Below are 18,163 nucleotides of genomic sequence, written 5' to 3' on the forward strand. Positions count from 1 at the left end.
CTATATCTATACTTTATGGCGGTGTGCCAATGGTTAAGGATCACCAACTAATTAACCTGTAAATCTGTTTGAGAAAGCGACGGCTCCGCCGTTGCTCTCTCAAACAGATTTACGTTTTATTCAATCCACGATCCTACAGCGATTTTCAATCGCTTAAAACCAGGTTATTTTTGTGAGAGCCGCGCTCCGCGCGGCTCTCACAAAAATAACTATGGCTTACTCAAGCGCAAAGCGCTGTAAGTACAGAAGCGGTGTTGTGGGGCGCTCTGCGCCCCACAACACTGTACTGAATCAACCTGCACAGCGCCATATAGAAAGCCCGCTAGATGCGATTTTAACTGTCACTATCAGATGGGGAGTCTGCATTAACAGATGAGCGGCGGCGACGGCGGCGACGCACGGATGAGCTATTGTCGTCCCCATAACCCTCTGGCTCTGGTGTTGCAGGTGTTTCAAGCACAGCCGGTTCTACCTCATCAAACTGGGTTTGGATGGGTTCGGGTTCGATGTCAATTGGCTCAAAGCGTTCTGGGATGACGGGTTCTGCGATCGCAATTGCCGGTGGACGCTCAGGCATCTGGAACGTCGCAGGCGTAGCTCCGTTGGGAGGGCTTTGGCGTTGACCCGGTAGTGCGACCGAAATAATCACTGACTTCGGATCTTTGATCGGTTCGGATGCCAAAACCAGAGGAGAAATTCCCATCAATGCATAGATATCTTGCTCCTCGGGCGTCATTTCTACAGAGATGAATTGAGGCGGCTCAGGTGGCTGCTTTTCTCGACGATTTGGCGATCGCCCAGCCCGCTCTTGTTTTTCGGGTCGTCCTTCTTTGACGGGCAATGCCAATGACGGTTCTCTCGAAAACGGAACATCAGCAATGCCGTTTGTTTCTGTCTCATCGTCTAACTCAAGTCGATTAGACGATCCCTTGACAACCGTTTCGCCCACTCGTAAGCGGCTCCGACGACGACGGCGATCGCCTTTGCCCCGTTCTTGATAACTGGGATGGTTGAGTAAATCTAAATCTTGCGTATCCGCCAGGGCATCCAGATCGGACTCCTCACCCACTTCATCCCACATCGGCTGGGGAGGTGCAACCCGCGTTTGGGGAACGGATGATGCCGCCCGCAACATATCAATCGGTTCGGCGATCGATTTTTCAGCTTCTCCAGGTAAATGCACAAGATGCCCTAACCCACCGCAGGTTGGACAGGTCTGTCCAAACAATTCGTAAATGTTTTGCCCCTGACGTTTACGAGTCAGTTCCACCAGTCCTAATTCAGTCAGCTGGGCAATTTGAGGTCTGGACTTATCGGAGCGGATCGCTTTATTAAAGTTCTCTAAAACTTGGAGCTGATCGCGGCGAGAGTCCATGTCAATAAAGTCAACAACAATCACTCCTGCAATATTGCGCAGGCGTAACTGTCGAGCAATTTCGGTAGCCGCTTCACAATTGGTCCATAGTACGGTTTCACGCGCCGTTGCCGAGCGGGTAAAGGAACCCGAGTTGACATCAATCACCGTCAACGCTTCAGTACGCTCGATGATGATATATCCACCTGAAGGCAGATCTACTCGTGGTTTCAGGGCTTCGCGGATGGCTGCATTGACCCGGAAATATTCCAGGATGGAAATGCGATCGTTATGATGATCGATCAAAACACCTTGCGGCGATCGCCCCCCACTCCAGTTCATCAAGTGTTGTTTGACCCGTTTGACCCCGGTATGAGAATCCACCACAATGCGATTAACATCGGCACTGTAAACATCTCTTAAGACTCTTTGAATGAAGTCATCATCGCGGTTTAGTAAGCGGGGCGGACGGGTAGAAAGCGCCTGTTGTTGGATACTTTCCCACTGTTTTTGCAGCAATTCTAAATCTTCTAAAATCGCTTCTTCAGCAACCCCTTCGGCTTCCGTGCGCACCAACAAACCCATACCCGCCGGTTTGATTAAAATCGCTAATGCCCGGAGACGGTTGCGCTCATTTTCATTTCGAATTCGACGGGATAGGTTGACCCCACGTCCGAACGGCATGAGGACAAGGTAACGACCTGGCAAACTGACATTCCCGGTCAGTCGAGGTCCTTTATTGCCCGTGGGCTCCTTCATAATCTGGACTAACACCTTTTGTTGAGGTGCCAGTAGCTCTGTGATAGAGCCAGCCGTACGTCTCAACCGCAGAGGTCCCAAATCACTGACATGGATAAACCCATTTCGTTCGGTGTCGCCGATGTTAACAAAGGCAGCGTCAATCCCTGGAAGAACATTTTCAACGACCCCTAGATAGATATCGCCAACTTGATGGCTACCCGTAGCGACGATAATCTCTTGGATTTGGTCTTCCGAAAATACAGCAGCAATTCGATGCTGCTCAGCAATAATTATTTGCTTCGGCATTCAATTTCCTCAAAAACTTGCAATGTGGCTGCATCAATCTCATAAATGCCAGCCTGCGATTTCTAAAGCTTGTTGGAACCCAAAATTCTTGCACCATAAAGCGGCGACGAAGCTCTCTTGGAAAAACTAAGAGCTATCCAACCTTTTGAAATTGGTTTGGATAGGGTGACGAGAAATTTAATCAACGCTCAACAGAGGACTCTTTGAGGAATACCTTACCCCTGAGGAATGAGGTACCCGAATTGATTAAAAATAAATCAAAGCCTCTTAGAAGCGATGTGTGCTCGGTAACCGCTGTCGATTAAACCACTGACAACCTACGAGTCACTAACCCACAACAACTTCTTTTAGAGAAGCATTATAGCGTGGAGCAACAATTGTGCTATGCAGAATGACTTAATTTGTGAGAAATTCCGAATGGAAAGCTTTGACAAGGCTAAAAATGAGGCGATGCGACCTTATTAAGCACCCGGTTCATCAGTTATTCCAACTGTAAATTTTACCGAGTAAGCCTTGTTTTCGACAATCCACTCTAATTATCTATTATTCTGTTCTGCTTGCCCAGTCCTGAAAGCATAGTACTGGGCAAATGAGAACGATTTGGATGCCATTTTGATCGTTTAAATGTTTGAGGCTTCTGCTGATTTAATTAAACTTCAGTTGAATTCCAACCAATAGTTCTTAAATTGAAGTGCAAATTTCTATTCATCAAGTGCGAGCTTTGCTCAAAACCTGATCAGGACGCTGACTTTTTGTACTCAAGGAACCTAAAAAATCAGCTCCTCTCATCACTTTTGGAAGAGGTTCTTAATACGGAAGTGTGTTTGAAACCTGGAAAGAAAGAACTATTTGGGGCAACATCTTGCAACTCAAATTAATCATTGACACGGTTTTGGGTTTGCAGGTGAATCCTGCGGATTCACCTGCAAACCTATTTTGAAATGGCATAGTACGCCATGCTCAGACAGCTAACAGGAGTTTTTGCCGATGCACATGCAAGAGTTGGAGTGGTTGTTGAGCAACCTGTTCAAGCATGGTTAGCACCTGGGTTGGACGCAAAAGATTGCCATCGTTTTGGCAACTACCAATGTAGTGAATGATGAAGGCATCGGGGGTCAATTTTGTCGTAGGAATGTAGGTCTTCAGGTCAACGAGGTGAGGGTCGAGTAATGCCAGGTGGAATAAGCGATCGCGAAGATTGACCTGCCGAGCTTTGCCTGATTTACTAATGTGCTCTGCGTAGATTTCTGAGGCAGCATTGATAGTTTCAATCCAGGTTTGCCAGTGTTCTACGGTTGGTAGTGTTTCGGGCAAGGTAGAGGAATCACTCTCAGTTTCAGCCAGACCCATCACCAGATAATATTCTGCTTTTTCCAACAGCCGAGTGGCAGCGGGTGTATCCAGTGCGATCGCTTCTACTTGATAAATCGGAATATTTTCAGGTAACTGGGCTGCTAGACGCTGACGAAAATCATCTAAATCCACCACTTCGGTTAGCTCGAAGTCTACAATTTCACTGGCACTGGTGGCACCTAGCGGCAGTGCATTCGCCGGTGAGATACGAGGTCCTGGATGAAATCCACCTGTGAAGGTAATGGGGATAGATGCCCGTCGAATGGCGCGATCGAAGAGACGGATTAAGTCTAAATGGCTTAACAATGCCATGTCTGCCTGTTTACCAAACCAGACTCGGATGCGTTGGGCACGATGCTGATTGGGCACAAAATGCCCTTTAAATTCTGGAATAGCAGGGGCTGCAACGACAACGTTATGCCCGAAATCAGTGCCACAGATCCCACAATGAGAACAGCCATCAAAGGAACAGTCTGGCACTGTTGCCGCCGCCAGTGCTCGTTGCAAGTCAGCTTGTAACCAGGCTTTGTCAATTCCTGTGTCGATATGATCCCATGGTAAAGGGGCATCTAGAGATGGTTGCAACTCGGTGGCTAACGGTTCAGAGGATGCGGAGATAGCTGTCGGCTCTGTGTCATCAGGCTTGAAAACGTTCCATTCGCCGCTTTCCACTTGGCGATATTTCCAGGTCAAACCGGATTCGTCAATCGCTTGTGTCCAGGCTGCAAACGCTCGTTCGAGACTTTCCCACCAGGCATCCATCCCTGCCCCCAGTTGCCATGCTCGATGGATGACAGAACAGAGACGGCGATCGCCCCGACCAACAAAATCCTCCATGGCAGAAATGCGGATATCCGTAAAGTTAGCCTTTAGCCCTCGAATTGACCGAAACGCTTGACGCAACAATTGTTGTTTCCGCTCAAACTCAGCCGTCGAGACAGAATGCCATTGAAAGGGCGTATGGGGCTTGGGTGTGAAGTTAGAAATGGTGACATTGAAGCTCAACGGTTTACGTTTTTGCAACCGGCATTCTTGTTGGAGCCAGTGCATGGTTTCGGCAATTCCCAACACATCGGCATCCGTTTCACCCGGCAACCCAATCATAAAATACAGCTTGACTCTATCCCAACCCTGTTCGTAGGCAGTTTTGACGCCTCGAAGCAATTCTTCGTTAGTCAATCCTTTATTAACAATGTCGCGCATGCGTTGCGTTCCGGCTTCCGGCGCAAAGGTCAACCCACTCTGTCGCGTGCCGCCAATAATATGCGCAATATTTTCATCAAACCGATCAACCCGTTGGCTGGGCAACGAAAGGGAGATATTTTCGTTATGCAGTCGATTTTTAATTTCGACCCCAACGGCTGGAAGTGCCAAATAATCAGAACAACTTAAAGAAAGTAACGAAAATTCGTTATATCCGGTTGCTTGCATTCCTTTTTCGACGGCATTGACTACCTGGACGGGGTCAACATCGCGTGCCGGACGGGTCAGCATACCAGGTTGGCAAAACCGGCAGCCACGGGTGCAGCCTCGACGAATTTCAATCGTCAAGCGATCGTGAACTGTTTCGATATAGGGAACCAGACCGATAGAGTAGGCTGGAATTGGCGTAGCAACTCGTCGGAGGATGCGATGGGGCACGTCTGGACGATTGGGCGTAACCGAACCATCGGCTGCCATATCGTAAAACTGAGGGACGTAAACTCCCGGTACCTGAGCCAGGTCTAGTAAAATCTCCGTTCGACTCAGTCCGGCAGCTTTGCCTTCTTCTAGAACTAAGCCAATTTCAGGCAATAATTCTTCTCCATCCCCTAGCGCCATGAAATCAAAAAAATCGGCATAGGGTTCCGGGTTAGACGTTGCCGTTTGTCCACCGGCAAAGATGAGAGGATAGCTGCCTTGTTCTACATTCCAGACGCCTGCCTCGGTTCTCTCTCGCCAGGTGAGGGGGATATTGGCTAGATCTAACATTTCTAAAATGTTAGTGGCACCAAGTTCATAACTCAGGCTGAAGCCTAAAATATCAAATTCATGCAGCGATCGCTTAGATTCCACTGCAAATAGAGGCGTTTGACTTGCCCGCAGTTTTGCCGACAAATCAGCAGCAGGCAGATAAGTGCGATCGCAGAGTTGTCGAGGCTGCGCATTTAAAATGCTGTACAGAATGATATGACCGAGATTAGAAGCACCTACCTCGTAGACCTCTGGATATGTCAATACCCATCGGATTGCTGCCGAATTCCAAGGTTTATGAACCGCTCCTAACTCATTGCCTAAATAACGAGCAGGTCGAGTTATTTCCGGACTGAGAAGTGCTTCAACAGCTAAAGTCACTATTACTTGCCTTTGTAAATGAAACAATACGGGATTGATCTCAATATTACAGACAGGCTTCGTCTTGTGTCGCAAGCTTTTCTTAAAGGAATCAGGCTAGGGTAAAACGTTAGACCTCCGAGGTTTTAAAAACCTCGGAGGTCTTGGAGAGTGCAACCACAGACGGGTACGCTAGAGTTTAATGCTGGCATAGCCCTAGAGTCGTCTGCTGAATGCTATACCCGTAGAAGCCTGACGCTGTTGGTTTTATAGCACTTCACCCTCAGCTGTAACCAAGTTATTTGTTTGAAAGTCATACTTTGCGTTGCTTTCAAACAATAATCTGTACCCTGCGTAAGTTTCTTGGATAAAATGTTGATAGCTCTGGACGATAGGCTTTTGGTGCAGCCTGCCCCCAGAGCTATGGTCAAGATTTATTAAGATCCATCGAAGCACTAAGGTGATCCAGGTCTGTTAATCCATCCCTCTAAGGATCATAAGTCGTGCGCGAAACTGCCTTTTTTTGCTCTATTTATGCCCTAACTCAAGCAATAGATGCTTCAAATGCAGAGCTATCTTCGTGAATTTCAAATACTCGGTCTAGTTGGGTCAGTTCAAAGATAATTCGGATAGACGGTGAAATATGACATAATCCAAACGGTCTATCTAACTGTTGTGCCAGGCTCAACGTCGAGACTAGTGCCATCAAACCAGCGCTATCAAGAGACTCAACCTGGCTTAAATCAACTAACAAAGCTACGCAGTCTTGAGCAGAAACAGCCGAAACCAAGTCTTCTTGAAAACGGGCTGCGGTAGCAGCATTAATGTGCCCAGAAGGTTGAGCAACGGAGATACGAGGCTGAACGAGAACGCTTTGCATTATTTCAGTCCTGTTTCCAACAATTTCAACGTCTGTTACGATGTCCCGAAGATAACTGTAGATCTCTGGGTAAACCAGTAAATTAACTAGGTTTGTTGAACCCTTAACAGTTAAACCCTGTTATTTAAAGTTTTAGGTAAGTGTTTCTACGGAAAGGTGCTCAGGAATACGAATTCGCAACTTTTTGTGAACCATCTTTACAGAAAATCGATTGGGCTTCTTAAAGATTAATATTAGCGATCGCAGAAATTCAGTTCACCTATCCTGAGGCTGAGTTTTCCAGAGGCTGCTTCGCTAGTCTGCGCAAGCTTTTTGAGGTGTGATGAAAATCACACTATTGCACCTTATAGATCACTTTCATCCCTAAGAATGCGTTAGAAAATCTGGGTTGAGTATGTTAAGCCCCCTAGATTGTTCTTTAGCGCTATTACCCATGAATACTACCTGCGCTGTCCGGAGACTTGTAGAAAAGGCTCTTTATATTAAGCAACTGACCCCTGATATTGAAAACGAAATCAATTACGAGCTGACTCGTTTGGGGTACATTTCTGATGCAGATTATGAAGCACTTGAATTGTTGATGTCTGAAATGGATGCGGGTCGAATTCGGTTAGTACCCAGTCCCTGAAGCCTTATAGATTAAGCATTGGGCAATATTTAAGCAGATCAGGAGATAGCACTCTTACGCGGCGATAAAACGTCTGCACCTGTCGAGTTGCCAATATGCTGGAAACACGAGTCAAAAAGTGAAGTTGTTTGGGTGCAAAACATTTGTCAAGAATTCTATTTACCGTCCTTCAGCTATTGAGTCTCACAATTAAGGTTATTAACGCAATATGGCGCAGGCTGAGTCTGCGCCATATTTTGCATTTGAGCAGAATTGAGAAACGCGAAGGGGCTGTAGCAGTTTTTAATTGCGTGAAGTATAAGTTGTTGTACGAGAGCGTTATACGAGAGTGACGGTGAAGCATCGCTCTTTCAAACAGACTAGTATTCAGGCTCATTTCCCAGGGGCTAAGCATTTTGTTGTACTGCTCTATGCCTGAATCTCACAGCCCAGCGCTTCATCACCCCGGAGACCAATACTAGGATCGTAAAGAGAGTGTTATAAATATTAAACAATTGATAGACTTTAAGAGGCGTAACGCGTAAGAAATTCAAGGCTTGTTTTATACGCCATCGATGATGTAACAGTCAAGAGAGGGTAGATCCGTGTCAGTTGAGACTATTGAACAGCGTTCGACGACGATTAAACACGCACCACGCTATCGGGTTCTGCTTCATAATGATGACTTCAACTCGATGGAATATGTCGTCGAAGTGCTTCTTAAAACGGTTACCAGTCTCACGATGCCCCAAGCCGTTAGCATTATGATGGAAGCCCATACCAATGGGATTGCACTGGTCATTACTTGCGCTCAAGAACATGCAGAGTTTTATAGCGAAACCCTGAAAGCACACGGGTTAATTAGTACGATCGAGCCTGAAGAATAATGATTCTTAAGGGCGTTAATCAAATTCATCATCTTTAACTGCTGTTTAGATTCTAAAGTTTGCAGAATGTTAGGCTTTTTCCAAACCAGTCATCTACGAATTGAGATTGATGCATCGGAAATAAAAATCCGAGACACGTTACTGCGGACAGAACTCCTTCGTACATGGCTCCTGTCGCAAACTAGCCCTGCCGGATTGCCAGAATATTTAGTGCCGGGTACGGTCTTTACCAGCTGGGTCGGGGCTATTCCTATCCGCCATGAGGTGCAGTCAGTGACATCAAACGCGTTGTGCTTATTGCTAAGCCAGGGAATTGATGGATGTCATCAATGGTATTGGGGTACGGGATGGGTACAATCTTGCCTGGAAGGGGTTTCAATCTTGCCGTTAAATCTAGGGCAAACGGCTGGCTTAGTAAGATTGCGCCAGGCGCTGACCCATGGAGTTGCGTAAAAGCAAAATACTCGTGGTGCGTTGCGGCTAGTGCCTAACACACCCTACACGTAGGGATATGCCCTTCCTGGAAATCTCTAACGCTTAATTACTAAAACTGAACAGGGCGCATCAGCAACAACCTGGCTGCTTACAGAGCCTTGAAGGATACGATTGACTCCCTTCAGCCCTCGGCTACCCATAATAATCAGGTTGGCTTGGTGAATATGAGCGAGACGGATAATCTCCTCGGCAGGGTCACCTGTAACTACTTCTAGTTCACTGTCGTAGGGCAATTGGCTTTGATAATACCTGAGCTTGTCTAGGTATAGATCCGGCAAATCTTCGATGTCGGTAGAGGGGCGACCGCTGGCAATATCGGGGCTAGCGGTCGAACTATCTACCACATGAGCCAAGCAAATTTTGGTTTGCTCATGGAGGTGAAGGTCTTGCAAGGCATCAATGACTCTTTCTGTAGGGTCTGATCCATCGATGGCTATCAAAATATTTTTTAGCATCCTACACCCCCACCTCTATCTTATGAAACCTTAGCTCGATGCCTAAAGATTAGCCGTCTTCAGGTTCAGTTTGCGATTGCACCCGCAAGCGGATGGACTCAGCATGGGAGAACAATCCTTCCGCTTTTGCTAATACATCGATAGCTCCAGCAACCTGATGTAAAGCATTCGCAGAATACTCAATCAAACTTGAATGCTTCATAAATGTGTCTACACTCAACGCCGAGGCATACCGAGCTGACCCAGACGTGGGCAAGGTGTGGTTAGGTCCCGCAATGTAATCGCCTACAGCTTCAGGGGTGGAATTTCCTAAGAAGATCGCTCCCGCATGACGGATCTTTTGCAGCAAATCCCATGGGTCGGTGACCTGCAATTCTAAATGCTCGGGTGCAAATTCATTGGAGAGTTCGGCAGCAATGTCTAGCGACTCTACCACAACGACTAGTCCGTAGTGGGCGATCGCCTTTTCTGTTAATAAACGACGAGGATGATTTTTTAGCTGCAAATCTACCTCTGCCACGACTTTTCGAGCCAAGCCCATATCTGTCGTTAACAAAATTGCCGCTGCCATCGAGTCGTGCTCTGCTTGTGCCAGCAGATCAGCTGCCAGATGGACAGGGTTAGCTATTTCGTCCGCAATAATTAAGACTTCTGAGGGACCCGCCAGAGAATCAATGCCAACGGTGCCATACGCGAGTTTTTTTGCCAGTGTTACGTAAATGTTACCGGGACCTGTGATCACATCCACTTTGGGGATGGTTTCAGTCCCATACGCCAGAGCGGCGATCGCTTGCGCTCCCCCAACGCGATAAATTTCATGCACACCTGCTTCTTGCGCGGCAACCAATACCGCAGGATTAATGCTCTTATCGCGCCCTGGAGGCGTTGTGATTACGATGCGAGGCACCTTTGCCACTTTTGCCGGAATCGCATTCATAATGACCGTGCTGGGATAAGCTGCCTGTCCACCTGGTATGTACAGCCCGGCGCGGTCAACAGGTGTATATCGCTTACCCAAAACCACGTCTTGCTCACCAAATTGAACCCAGCTCTTAGGAATGCGCTGAGCATGGAACGTCTCTACTTTTTGGCACGCTAATCGGATAGCATCCAACAGTTCTTTGGACACCTGTTGATAAGCAGCTTCTAGCTCAGACCCCTTCACCCTGAGTTCTTCAGGCTCAAGGATGACTTGGTCAAATTCTTCGGTGTAATGTAAAAGCGCTCGATCTCCCTTGCGCTTTACTTCTTGGAGGACCTGTTGAACAGTTGCCTCTTTATGAACAATCTGGTCGTCATGAGTGCGATCGCAGATTCGACGCAGTTCGGTAAGCGCATCAGACCGCTGAGTAATAATTCGCAGCATTGCCACAGTGGGTTAAAAATGCTAAATGGGAAATGTCCCAGTAGAACGACGACAGGCTTAACCTAAAGAGTCAGCGATTACAGCCGCCAGACTGACCTGTTATGTATCTAGCTTAACCTGGATTTTCCGAGGATTTTGTATTGTAGACGCAGAAGCTATTGTAATTTTTCTGGTATTTATTACAGATCATTCGCTAGAATGGTTGATTGCTAGAAGTTTTCCCCTCGAAGAGTAACAGTGGCAAATATTAAGTCAGCAATTAAACGTGTCCAAATCGCAGAGCGCAACCGCCTGCGTAATAAATCCTATAAATCTGCGGTCAGAACCTTGACTAAACGGTATCTTGCTGCGGTTGATTCTTTCGCATCGAACCCCACTGCTGAATCCATGCAGGAGGTGCAACAGCGCATGAGTTCGGTTTACAGCAAGATCGATAAAGCCGTCAAGCGTGGCGTTATCCATGTCAATACGGGGTCTCGTAAAAAGGCTCGTATTGCTAAAGCTCTCAAAAAACACGAGACCCCAGCCCAAACTGCTTAGAATTTCAGCATTCAGGTTGCAGTTTCTTTCCTTAGTAGTGCCAATGTCACTACTTTTACCTGACGAGTAGATTCTTGTAGCAGGGTTCTGAGTATGCAACTCGTTGATACCCACGTTCATCTTAACTTCGACGTTTTTCAAGCTGACTTAGACCAGATCGCTCAAAGTTGGCAGGATGCGGGTGTCGTTAAGCTCGTTCATTCATGTGTGGAGCCTGAAGAATTTCCAGGTATCCAGGCATTGTCGAGGCGATTTCCAGAACTGTTTTTTGCAGTTGGGTTGCATCCTCTGGATGTAGAGGAAAAATGGGCTGATGACTCTGCCCACACTATTTTGACCCTGGCTAGCTCAGATGGCAAAGTTGTTGCCATCGGCGAGACAGGGTTGGACTTTTATAAAGCAACCAATCATGATCAACAGAAATCTGCGTTTGAAGCGCAACTGGCGATCGCTCAACAACTCAATTTACCCGTCATTATTCACTGTCGGGATGCAGCCGACGCCATGCTAGATCTGTTGCGCTCTTTCTGGGAGCGCAATGGTTCTGTGAACGGTGTAATGCACTGCTGGAGTGGCACCCCCGAAGAAACGCTTAGCTTTCTAGAATTAGGGTTCTACATCAGTTTCAGTGGCATCGTGACCTTTAAAAATGCAATCCAAGTTCAAGAGTCCGCAAAAATCGTACCGAGCGATCGCCTGTTGATTGAAACAGATTGTCCTTTCCTGGCACCTGTGCCAAAACGAGGCGATCGCCGCAACCAACCCGCATATGTTCGCTACGTTGCTGAGCAAATTGCCAACCTTCGACAACTACCCGTTGAAACGATTGCTGATCAAACGACAGCTAATGCTCATCAACTCTTTCGTCTCCCGCCCACGCAAGCTTTAATATCGTCTGAAAAAATTCTTCCCTATCCTCCCCTCCTCTCTGAGGCAATGACTTAGTGGTCAAAGGAGGTGAGCGAAGAATCACAAAAATGCTGATGAACTGTTTCTAGCGAAGTACTACCCTCCAAAGATGGGGTCTGGCACAAAACAATGTTGGGGAGTTGCACCGATCGACTATAGTATTCGCGCTAAAGATCCCTGAGCAGGGGTTTTATCCTCTGCACCCGGACTCCCATCCTTATATTTAAGGTGGTCTGTACTAAGTCTAGAGAATGAAAACGATGCTTACCACAGATTAGCCTTGCTGAGGCATAATGTTGAGAAGTATTAGTAATTTTGAGCTAACATGGTTAGCCTGTCCTGTCAGCACGGTTTTAATATATTTCTCTGACTTCATGATCGCAGCAATTCTTAGGTACTCTGATTAGCAGCCATTTTCTAGCTTTTGCATAGCACACCCCAACAGCCAGTTATCAACTAAGTCTAGCCAGCTATTGCAGTATTCAAATTTGTCTAAGTTTACGTATGCATTTAACCGGATTTTTTCTGGACTGCTCAGTCCTCTTGCGAGAGGTCTGTTTTCCCCATTGACCTTTTCCGTCGATGCCCTGTGGTACGAAGACACTACGCCAGGCTTAACTTGTTCCGAGGACACGCATGACTAATTTAACCCAATCCGCCATCAACTTCACTCTCCCCGATCTTGTAGAAATTCAGAGGGCTAGTTTTCGTTGGTTTCTTGAAGAAGGTTTGATCGAAGAACTCGATAGTTTCTCCCCTATTACAGATTACACTGGCAAGCTTGAACTTCATTTTATTGGCAAAGATTACAAGCTCAAACGACCTAAGTACGACGTTGATGAAGCGAAGCGTCGAGACAGCACCTACGCCGTTCAAATGTACGTGCCGACTCGGTTAATCAACAAAGAAACGGGTGAAATTAAGGAACAAGAAGTATTTATTGGCGATCTACCCTTGATGACGGATCGCGGTACCTTCATCATCAATGGTGCTGAACGGGTCATCGTTAATCAAATCGTTCGGAGTCCCGGCGTTTACTACAAGTCTGAAACTGATAAAAACGGACGCCGTAGTTACAATGCCAGCTTGATCCCCAACCGAGGCGCTTGGCTGAAATTTGAAACGGACAAAAATGATCTCGTCTGGGTTCGCATTGACAAAACCCGTAAGCTATCTTCCCAGGTGCTCCTGAAAGCATTGGGTTTGAGCGATGGCGAAATTTTTGATGCTCTACGCCACCCGGAATATTTTCAAAAGACGATCGAAAAAGAAGGGCAGTTCAGCGAAGAAGAAGCTTTGATGGAGCTGTATAGGAAGTTGCGTCCCGGCGAACCTCCTACTGTTTCGGGTGGACAACAACTGCTAGATTCTCGCTTCTTTGACCCCAAACGTTACGATTTAGGTCGAGTTGGACGCTACAAACTCAACAAGAAATTGAGGCTCAACGTTCCTGAAGCAACCAGAGTGTTGACCCCTCAAGATATCTTGGCGGCGATCGACTATTTGATCAACTTAGAATTTGACATCGGTAACGTAGATGACATCGACCATCTAGGCAATCGCCGAGTTCGCTCTGTTGGGGAATTGTTACAAAACCAGGTTCGAGTTGGATTAAACCGTTTAGAGCGCATCATTCGTGAACGTATGACCGTTTCCGATGCTGACTCTCTAACGCCTGCTTCACTTGTTAACCCCAAACCTCTGGTTGCGGCGATCAAAGAGTTCTTTGGTTCGTCTCAGCTGTCTCAGTTTATGGATCAAACGAATCCACTCGCTGAGCTAACCCATAAGCGACGCTTAAGCGCTTTAGGTCCAGGTGGTTTAACTCGAGAACGGGCGGGTTTTGCCGTTCGAGACATTCATCCCTCTCACTACGGTCGAATTTGTCCCATCGAAACGCCTGAAGGTCCTAACGCAGGTCTGATTGGTTCGCTAGCCACTCACGCCCGTGTGAACGCCTATGGCTTCATCGAGACACCCTATTATCCGGTTGATAGTGGTCATGTGCTAAAAGATCGTCCTCCTATCTATATGACCGCCGACGAGGAGGACGATTTTAGGGTTGCTCCTGGAGATATTCCCGTAGACGAAAGTGGCTATATCCAGGGTGAACAGGTTCCCGTTCGCTATCGTCAAGACTTCACCACTACTAGCCCACCGGAAGTGGATTACGTTGCGATATCCCCAGTTCAAATCATTTCGGTGGCGACTTCTCTCATTCCTTTCCTAGAGCATGACGATGCTAACCGGGCACTGATGGGCTCGAACATGCAACGTCAAGCTGTGCCCTTGTTGCGACCTGAACGCCCTCTAGTCGGTACAGGTCTAGAAGCACAAGCAGCACGTGACTCTGGGATGGTAGCGGTGAGTCGGGTTGATGGGGAAGTCGTTCATGTCGATGCGAACCGTATCCGTGTTAGAGATGACCAGGGCAAAGAGTATGAACATATTCTGCAAAAGTATCAGCGGTCTAACCAAGATACCTGTCTTAATCAACGCCCGATCGTTTTTGCCGGAAATCGAGTGGTCGCTGGACAGATATTAGCGGACGGCTCGGCAACAGAAGGCGGCGAATTGGCTTTAGGTCAAAATGTCACCGTCGTCTATATGCCTTGGGAAGGCTATAACTACGAAGATGCCATTCTCATCAGTGAGCGTCTAGTGTTTGACGATGTTTACACCTCCATCCATATTGAAAAATATGAGATTGAGGCGAGACAAACGAAACTGGGTCCCGAGGAAATTACTCGTGAAATTCCTAACGTCGGGGAAGATGCTCTCCGGCAACTTGATGAGACAGGGATCATTCGAATTGGTGCTTGGGTAGAGGCAAGCGATATCTTGGTGGGCAAGGTCACACCGAAGGGTGAATCAGATCAACCACCTGAAGAAAAATTGCTCCGGGCTATTTTTGGTGAGAAAGCCAGGGATGTCCGTGATAATTCGTTACGTGTACCCAACGGTGAAAAAGGGCGCGTTGTAGATGTGCGGGTTTTCACCCGTGAGCAAGGGGATGAACTACCTCCTGGAGCGAACATGGTCGTTCGGGTCTATGTTGCCCAGAAGAGGAAGATTCAGGTAGGCGATAAGATGGCGGGACGCCACGGCAATAAGGGAATCATTTCCCGAATTTTGCCAGTCGAAGATATGCCTTACTTACCGGATGGTTCGCCTGTTGATATTGTCCTCAATCCTTTGGGTGTACCGTCTCGGATGAACGTTGGTCAGGTGTTTGAGTGTCTATTGGGTTGGGCAGGGGAGAATCTAGGGGTTCGTTTTAAGATGATTCCCTTTGATGAAATGTATGGCGAGGAAGCATCTCGTACATCTACCCACTCGAAATTGATGGAGGCTCGCGAGACCACGGGTAAGGATTGGATCTTTAATCCGCACAATGCTGGAAAGATTCAGGTGTTTGACGGTCGTACCGGCGAACCTTTTGATCGTCCCGTTACGGTTGGCAAAGCCTATATGCTTAAGCTTGTGCATCTGGTAGACGATAAGATTCATGCTCGTTCGACGGGTCCTTATTCGCTTGTGACGCAGCAACCACTTGGGGGTAAAGCACAGCAAGGGGGTCAGAGATTTGGAGAAATGGAAGTTTGGGCATTAGAAGCCTTTGGCTCTGCCTACATTCTTCAAGAATTGCTAACCGTCAAATCAGACGATATGCAAGGTCGTAACGAAGCACTGAATGCGATCGTTAAGGGCAAAGCAATTCCGCGACCAGGAACACCCGAATCCTTTAAAGTGCTGATGCGCGAGTTGCAATCGCTTTGCCTTGATATCGCTGCACATAAGCTAGAAACCCGAGACGATGGTACTAGCCGTGACATTGAAGTAGATCTGATGGCAGATGTTGGCAACCGTCGCACTCCTTCTCGACCAACCTATGAGTCCATTTCTGCCGAAGAGATGGAAGAGATAGAAGACTAACAAGACTCATCATTTGAAACTCAGCGGTCAGAACTCATTGATGGTTAATTGAGTCCTCTTGACCGCTGAATCCTCTATCAAGCTTGTCAAACTCAATAAGGGAGAGTTACTGATGCCAAAACTAGAGCAGCGATTTGACTATGTCAAGATTGGTCTGGCATCTCCAGAAAGGATTCGTCAGTGGGGTGAAAGGACTCTGCCGAACGGTATGGTTGTGGGTGAGGTGACAAAACCTGAGACCATTAACTATCGAACACTTAAGCCGGAAATGGATGGGCTTTTTTGTGAACGTATTTTTGGTCCGGCTAAAGACTGGGAATGCCACTGCGGTAAATATAAGAGAGTCCGGCATCGGGGCATTGTTTGTGAGCGTTGTGGTGTAGAAGTAACCGAGTCACGGGTGCGACGCCACCGAATGGGCTACATCAAACTGGCTGCACCTGTCGCTCATGTTTGGTATCTCAAAGGAATTCCCAGTTATATGGCAATTCTGCTGGATATGCCGCTCAGGGATGTAGAGCAGATCGTTTACTTTAACGCTTATGTGGTTTTGAACGCTGGTAACCATGAGGGGTTGACCTATAAACAACTGCTTACAGAAGACCAATGGATTGAAATCGAAGACCAACTTTACAGTGAGGATACTCACCTTCGAGATGTAGAAGTTGGCATTGGTGCAGAAGCTTTGCAACGTCTACTGCAAGACCTCAATCTGGAAGCTGAAGCTGAACAACTTCGAGAAGATGTCACAACAGCGAAGGGGCAGAAGCGAGCAAAGCTAATTAAGCGGTTGCGGGTCATCGATAACTTTATCGCAACGCAATCTAAGCCCGAGTGGATGGTGTTATCGGTAATTCCGGTGATTCCGCCAGATTTGCGCCCAATGGTGCAATTGGATGGTGGACGTTTTGCCACATCCGACTTAAACGATCTCTATCGCCGAGTGATTAATCGCAACAATCGCTTGGCACGGTTACAGGAGATTTTGGCTCCGGAAATCATTGTTCGCAATGAAAAACGGATGTTGCAAGAGGCTGTGGATGCTCTGATCGATAATGGACGTCGAGGACGCACGGTTGTCGGTGCCAATAACCGACCTCTGAAATCGCTCTCTGACATCATTGAAGGAAAGCAAGGACGTTTCCGACAAAACCTGCTCGGAAAACGAGTCGATTATTCCGGACGTTCTGTCATTGTGGTGGGACCCAAGTTAAAGATCCACCAGTGTGGGTTGCCTCGGGAAATGGCGATCGAGCTTTTCCAACCTTTCGTCATCCATCGATTAATCCGCCAGGGTTTGGTTAACAACATCAAGGCAGCGAAAAAGTTAATTCAACGAAATGATCCCAGTGTTTGGGATGTGTTGGAAGAAGTAATTGATGGTCACCCGGTTATGTTGAACCGGGCACCCACGCTTCACCGACTAGGGATCCAAGCATTTGAGCCAATTTTGGTAGAAGGGCGAGCAATTCAGATTCATCCACTGGTTTGCCCTGCTTTTAACGCTGACTTTGACGGTGACCAAATGGCTGTCCATGTGCCGCTTTCGTTAGAGGCGCAGGCTGAGGCGCGGTTGTTGATGTTGGCATCAAATAATATTTTGTCGCCGGCAACCGGAAAACCTATCATCACCCCCAGCCAGGACATGGTTTTAGGGTGTTACTATTTGACCGCCGAGAATCCTTCAGCCCAGAAAGGTGTAGGGCGCTACTTTTCGAGTATGGAAGATGTCATTGTTGCGTACGAACAGCAACAGGTCGATCTTCACGCCTACATTTGGGTTCGGTTCGATGGTGATATCGAAGACGATGGCACGGATCTGTTGGAAGAGGAACAGAGATTGCCAGATGGGACAGTAACGCAAATCTCTAAGTTCAGGCGGATTCGGCGAGATCCAGAAGGACTTTTGATTTCTCAGTATCTTCGAACTACTCCGGGGCGAATTATTTACAACAAAACTATCCAAGATGCTTTGCTCTAATTAGGGCTTGAGCGATTTGTATGGAAAGATCTCACATTAC

12 protein-coding genes are annotated in these 18,163 nt (G+C 47.3%); 7 read left to right on the forward strand and 5 right to left on the reverse strand.

From position 1 onward, the window contains the following. Positions 1-334: 334 nt before the first annotated feature. The 3 genes from rne to ACR6Z4_RS04000 all read right to left on the reverse strand — a co-directional run bounded on the left by rne (position 335) and on the right by ACR6Z4_RS04000 (position 6,947). Entirely contained in the window at positions 335-2,401 is a 2,067-nt protein-coding gene (gene rne, locus ACR6Z4_RS03990; RefSeq protein ID WP_479715921.1) for a ribonuclease E, read from the reverse strand. A gap of 960 nt (positions 2,402-3,361) precedes the next feature. After that, a complete protein-coding gene (locus ACR6Z4_RS03995; RefSeq protein ID WP_479715922.1) occupies positions 3,362-6,088 on the reverse strand; it encodes a TIGR03960 family B12-binding radical SAM protein in 2,727 nt (908 codons plus the stop codon). Between the two features lie 523 nt (positions 6,089-6,611). Further along, complete coding sequence (locus ACR6Z4_RS04000) at positions 6,612-6,947, reverse strand: STAS domain-containing protein (RefSeq protein ID WP_479715923.1); 336 nt, start codon at positions 6,945-6,947, stop codon at positions 6,612-6,614. 433 nt (positions 6,948-7,380) lie between these two features. Between ACR6Z4_RS04000 and ACR6Z4_RS04005 the strand changes: the two genes are divergently transcribed. The 3 genes from ACR6Z4_RS04005 to ACR6Z4_RS04015 all read left to right on the forward strand — a co-directional run bounded on the left by ACR6Z4_RS04005 (position 7,381) and on the right by ACR6Z4_RS04015 (position 8,894). Continuing rightward, positions 7,381-7,575, forward strand: coding sequence for a hypothetical protein (locus ACR6Z4_RS04005; RefSeq protein ID WP_479715924.1), 195 nt, complete (start codon positions 7,381-7,383; stop codon positions 7,573-7,575). 584 nt (positions 7,576-8,159) lie between these two features. Next, positions 8,160-8,441, forward strand: a complete 282-nt coding sequence (gene clpS, locus ACR6Z4_RS04010; protein WP_479715925.1) for an ATP-dependent Clp protease adapter ClpS — start codon at positions 8,160-8,162, stop codon at positions 8,439-8,441. A 66-nt stretch (positions 8,442-8,507) separates the two neighbouring features. Beyond that, positions 8,508-8,894: a hypothetical protein gene (locus ACR6Z4_RS04015; RefSeq protein ID WP_479715926.1), complete on the forward strand. Its 387-nt coding sequence runs from the start codon at positions 8,508-8,510 to the stop codon at positions 8,892-8,894. Between the two features lie 77 nt (positions 8,895-8,971). Here the strand turns inward: ACR6Z4_RS04015 and ACR6Z4_RS04020 are convergent, their stop codons facing one another. Next, positions 8,972-9,391, reverse strand: a complete 420-nt coding sequence (locus tag ACR6Z4_RS04020) for a universal stress protein (protein WP_479715927.1) — start codon at positions 9,389-9,391, stop codon at positions 8,972-8,974. 49 nt (positions 9,392-9,440) lie between these two features. Continuing rightward, the gene (gene hisD, locus ACR6Z4_RS04025) at positions 9,441-10,757 is read right to left on the reverse strand and encodes a histidinol dehydrogenase (protein WP_479715928.1); all 1,317 of its coding nucleotides are present in this window, start codon (positions 10,755-10,757) and stop codon (positions 9,441-9,443) included. Positions 10,758-10,994: 237 nt separating this feature from the next. On the opposite strand from hisD, the gene rpsT reads away from it, so the two are divergent. The 4 genes from rpsT (at position 10,995) to ACR6Z4_RS04045 (ending at position 18,123) form a co-directional block, all read left to right on the forward strand. Then, positions 10,995-11,297: a 30S ribosomal protein S20 gene (rpsT, locus tag ACR6Z4_RS04030; RefSeq protein WP_479715929.1), complete on the forward strand. Its 303-nt coding sequence runs from the start codon at positions 10,995-10,997 to the stop codon at positions 11,295-11,297. A 93-nt stretch (positions 11,298-11,390) separates the two neighbouring features. After that, entirely contained in the window at positions 11,391-12,242 is an 852-nt protein-coding gene (locus ACR6Z4_RS04035) for a TatD family hydrolase (RefSeq protein ID WP_479715930.1), read from the forward strand. Positions 12,243-12,842: 600 nt separating this feature from the next. Further along, a complete protein-coding gene (rpoB, locus tag ACR6Z4_RS04040; RefSeq protein WP_479715931.1) occupies positions 12,843-16,142 on the forward strand; it encodes a DNA-directed RNA polymerase subunit beta in 3,300 nt (1,099 codons plus the stop codon). A gap of 112 nt (positions 16,143-16,254) precedes the next feature. After that, positions 16,255-18,123, forward strand: a complete 1,869-nt coding sequence (locus ACR6Z4_RS04045) for a DNA-directed RNA polymerase subunit gamma (protein WP_479715932.1) — start codon at positions 16,255-16,257, stop codon at positions 18,121-18,123. Positions 18,124-18,163 lie beyond the last annotated feature (40 nt).

The sequence above is a fragment of the Calyptranema fuscum S582 genome, from assembly GCF_055793305.1.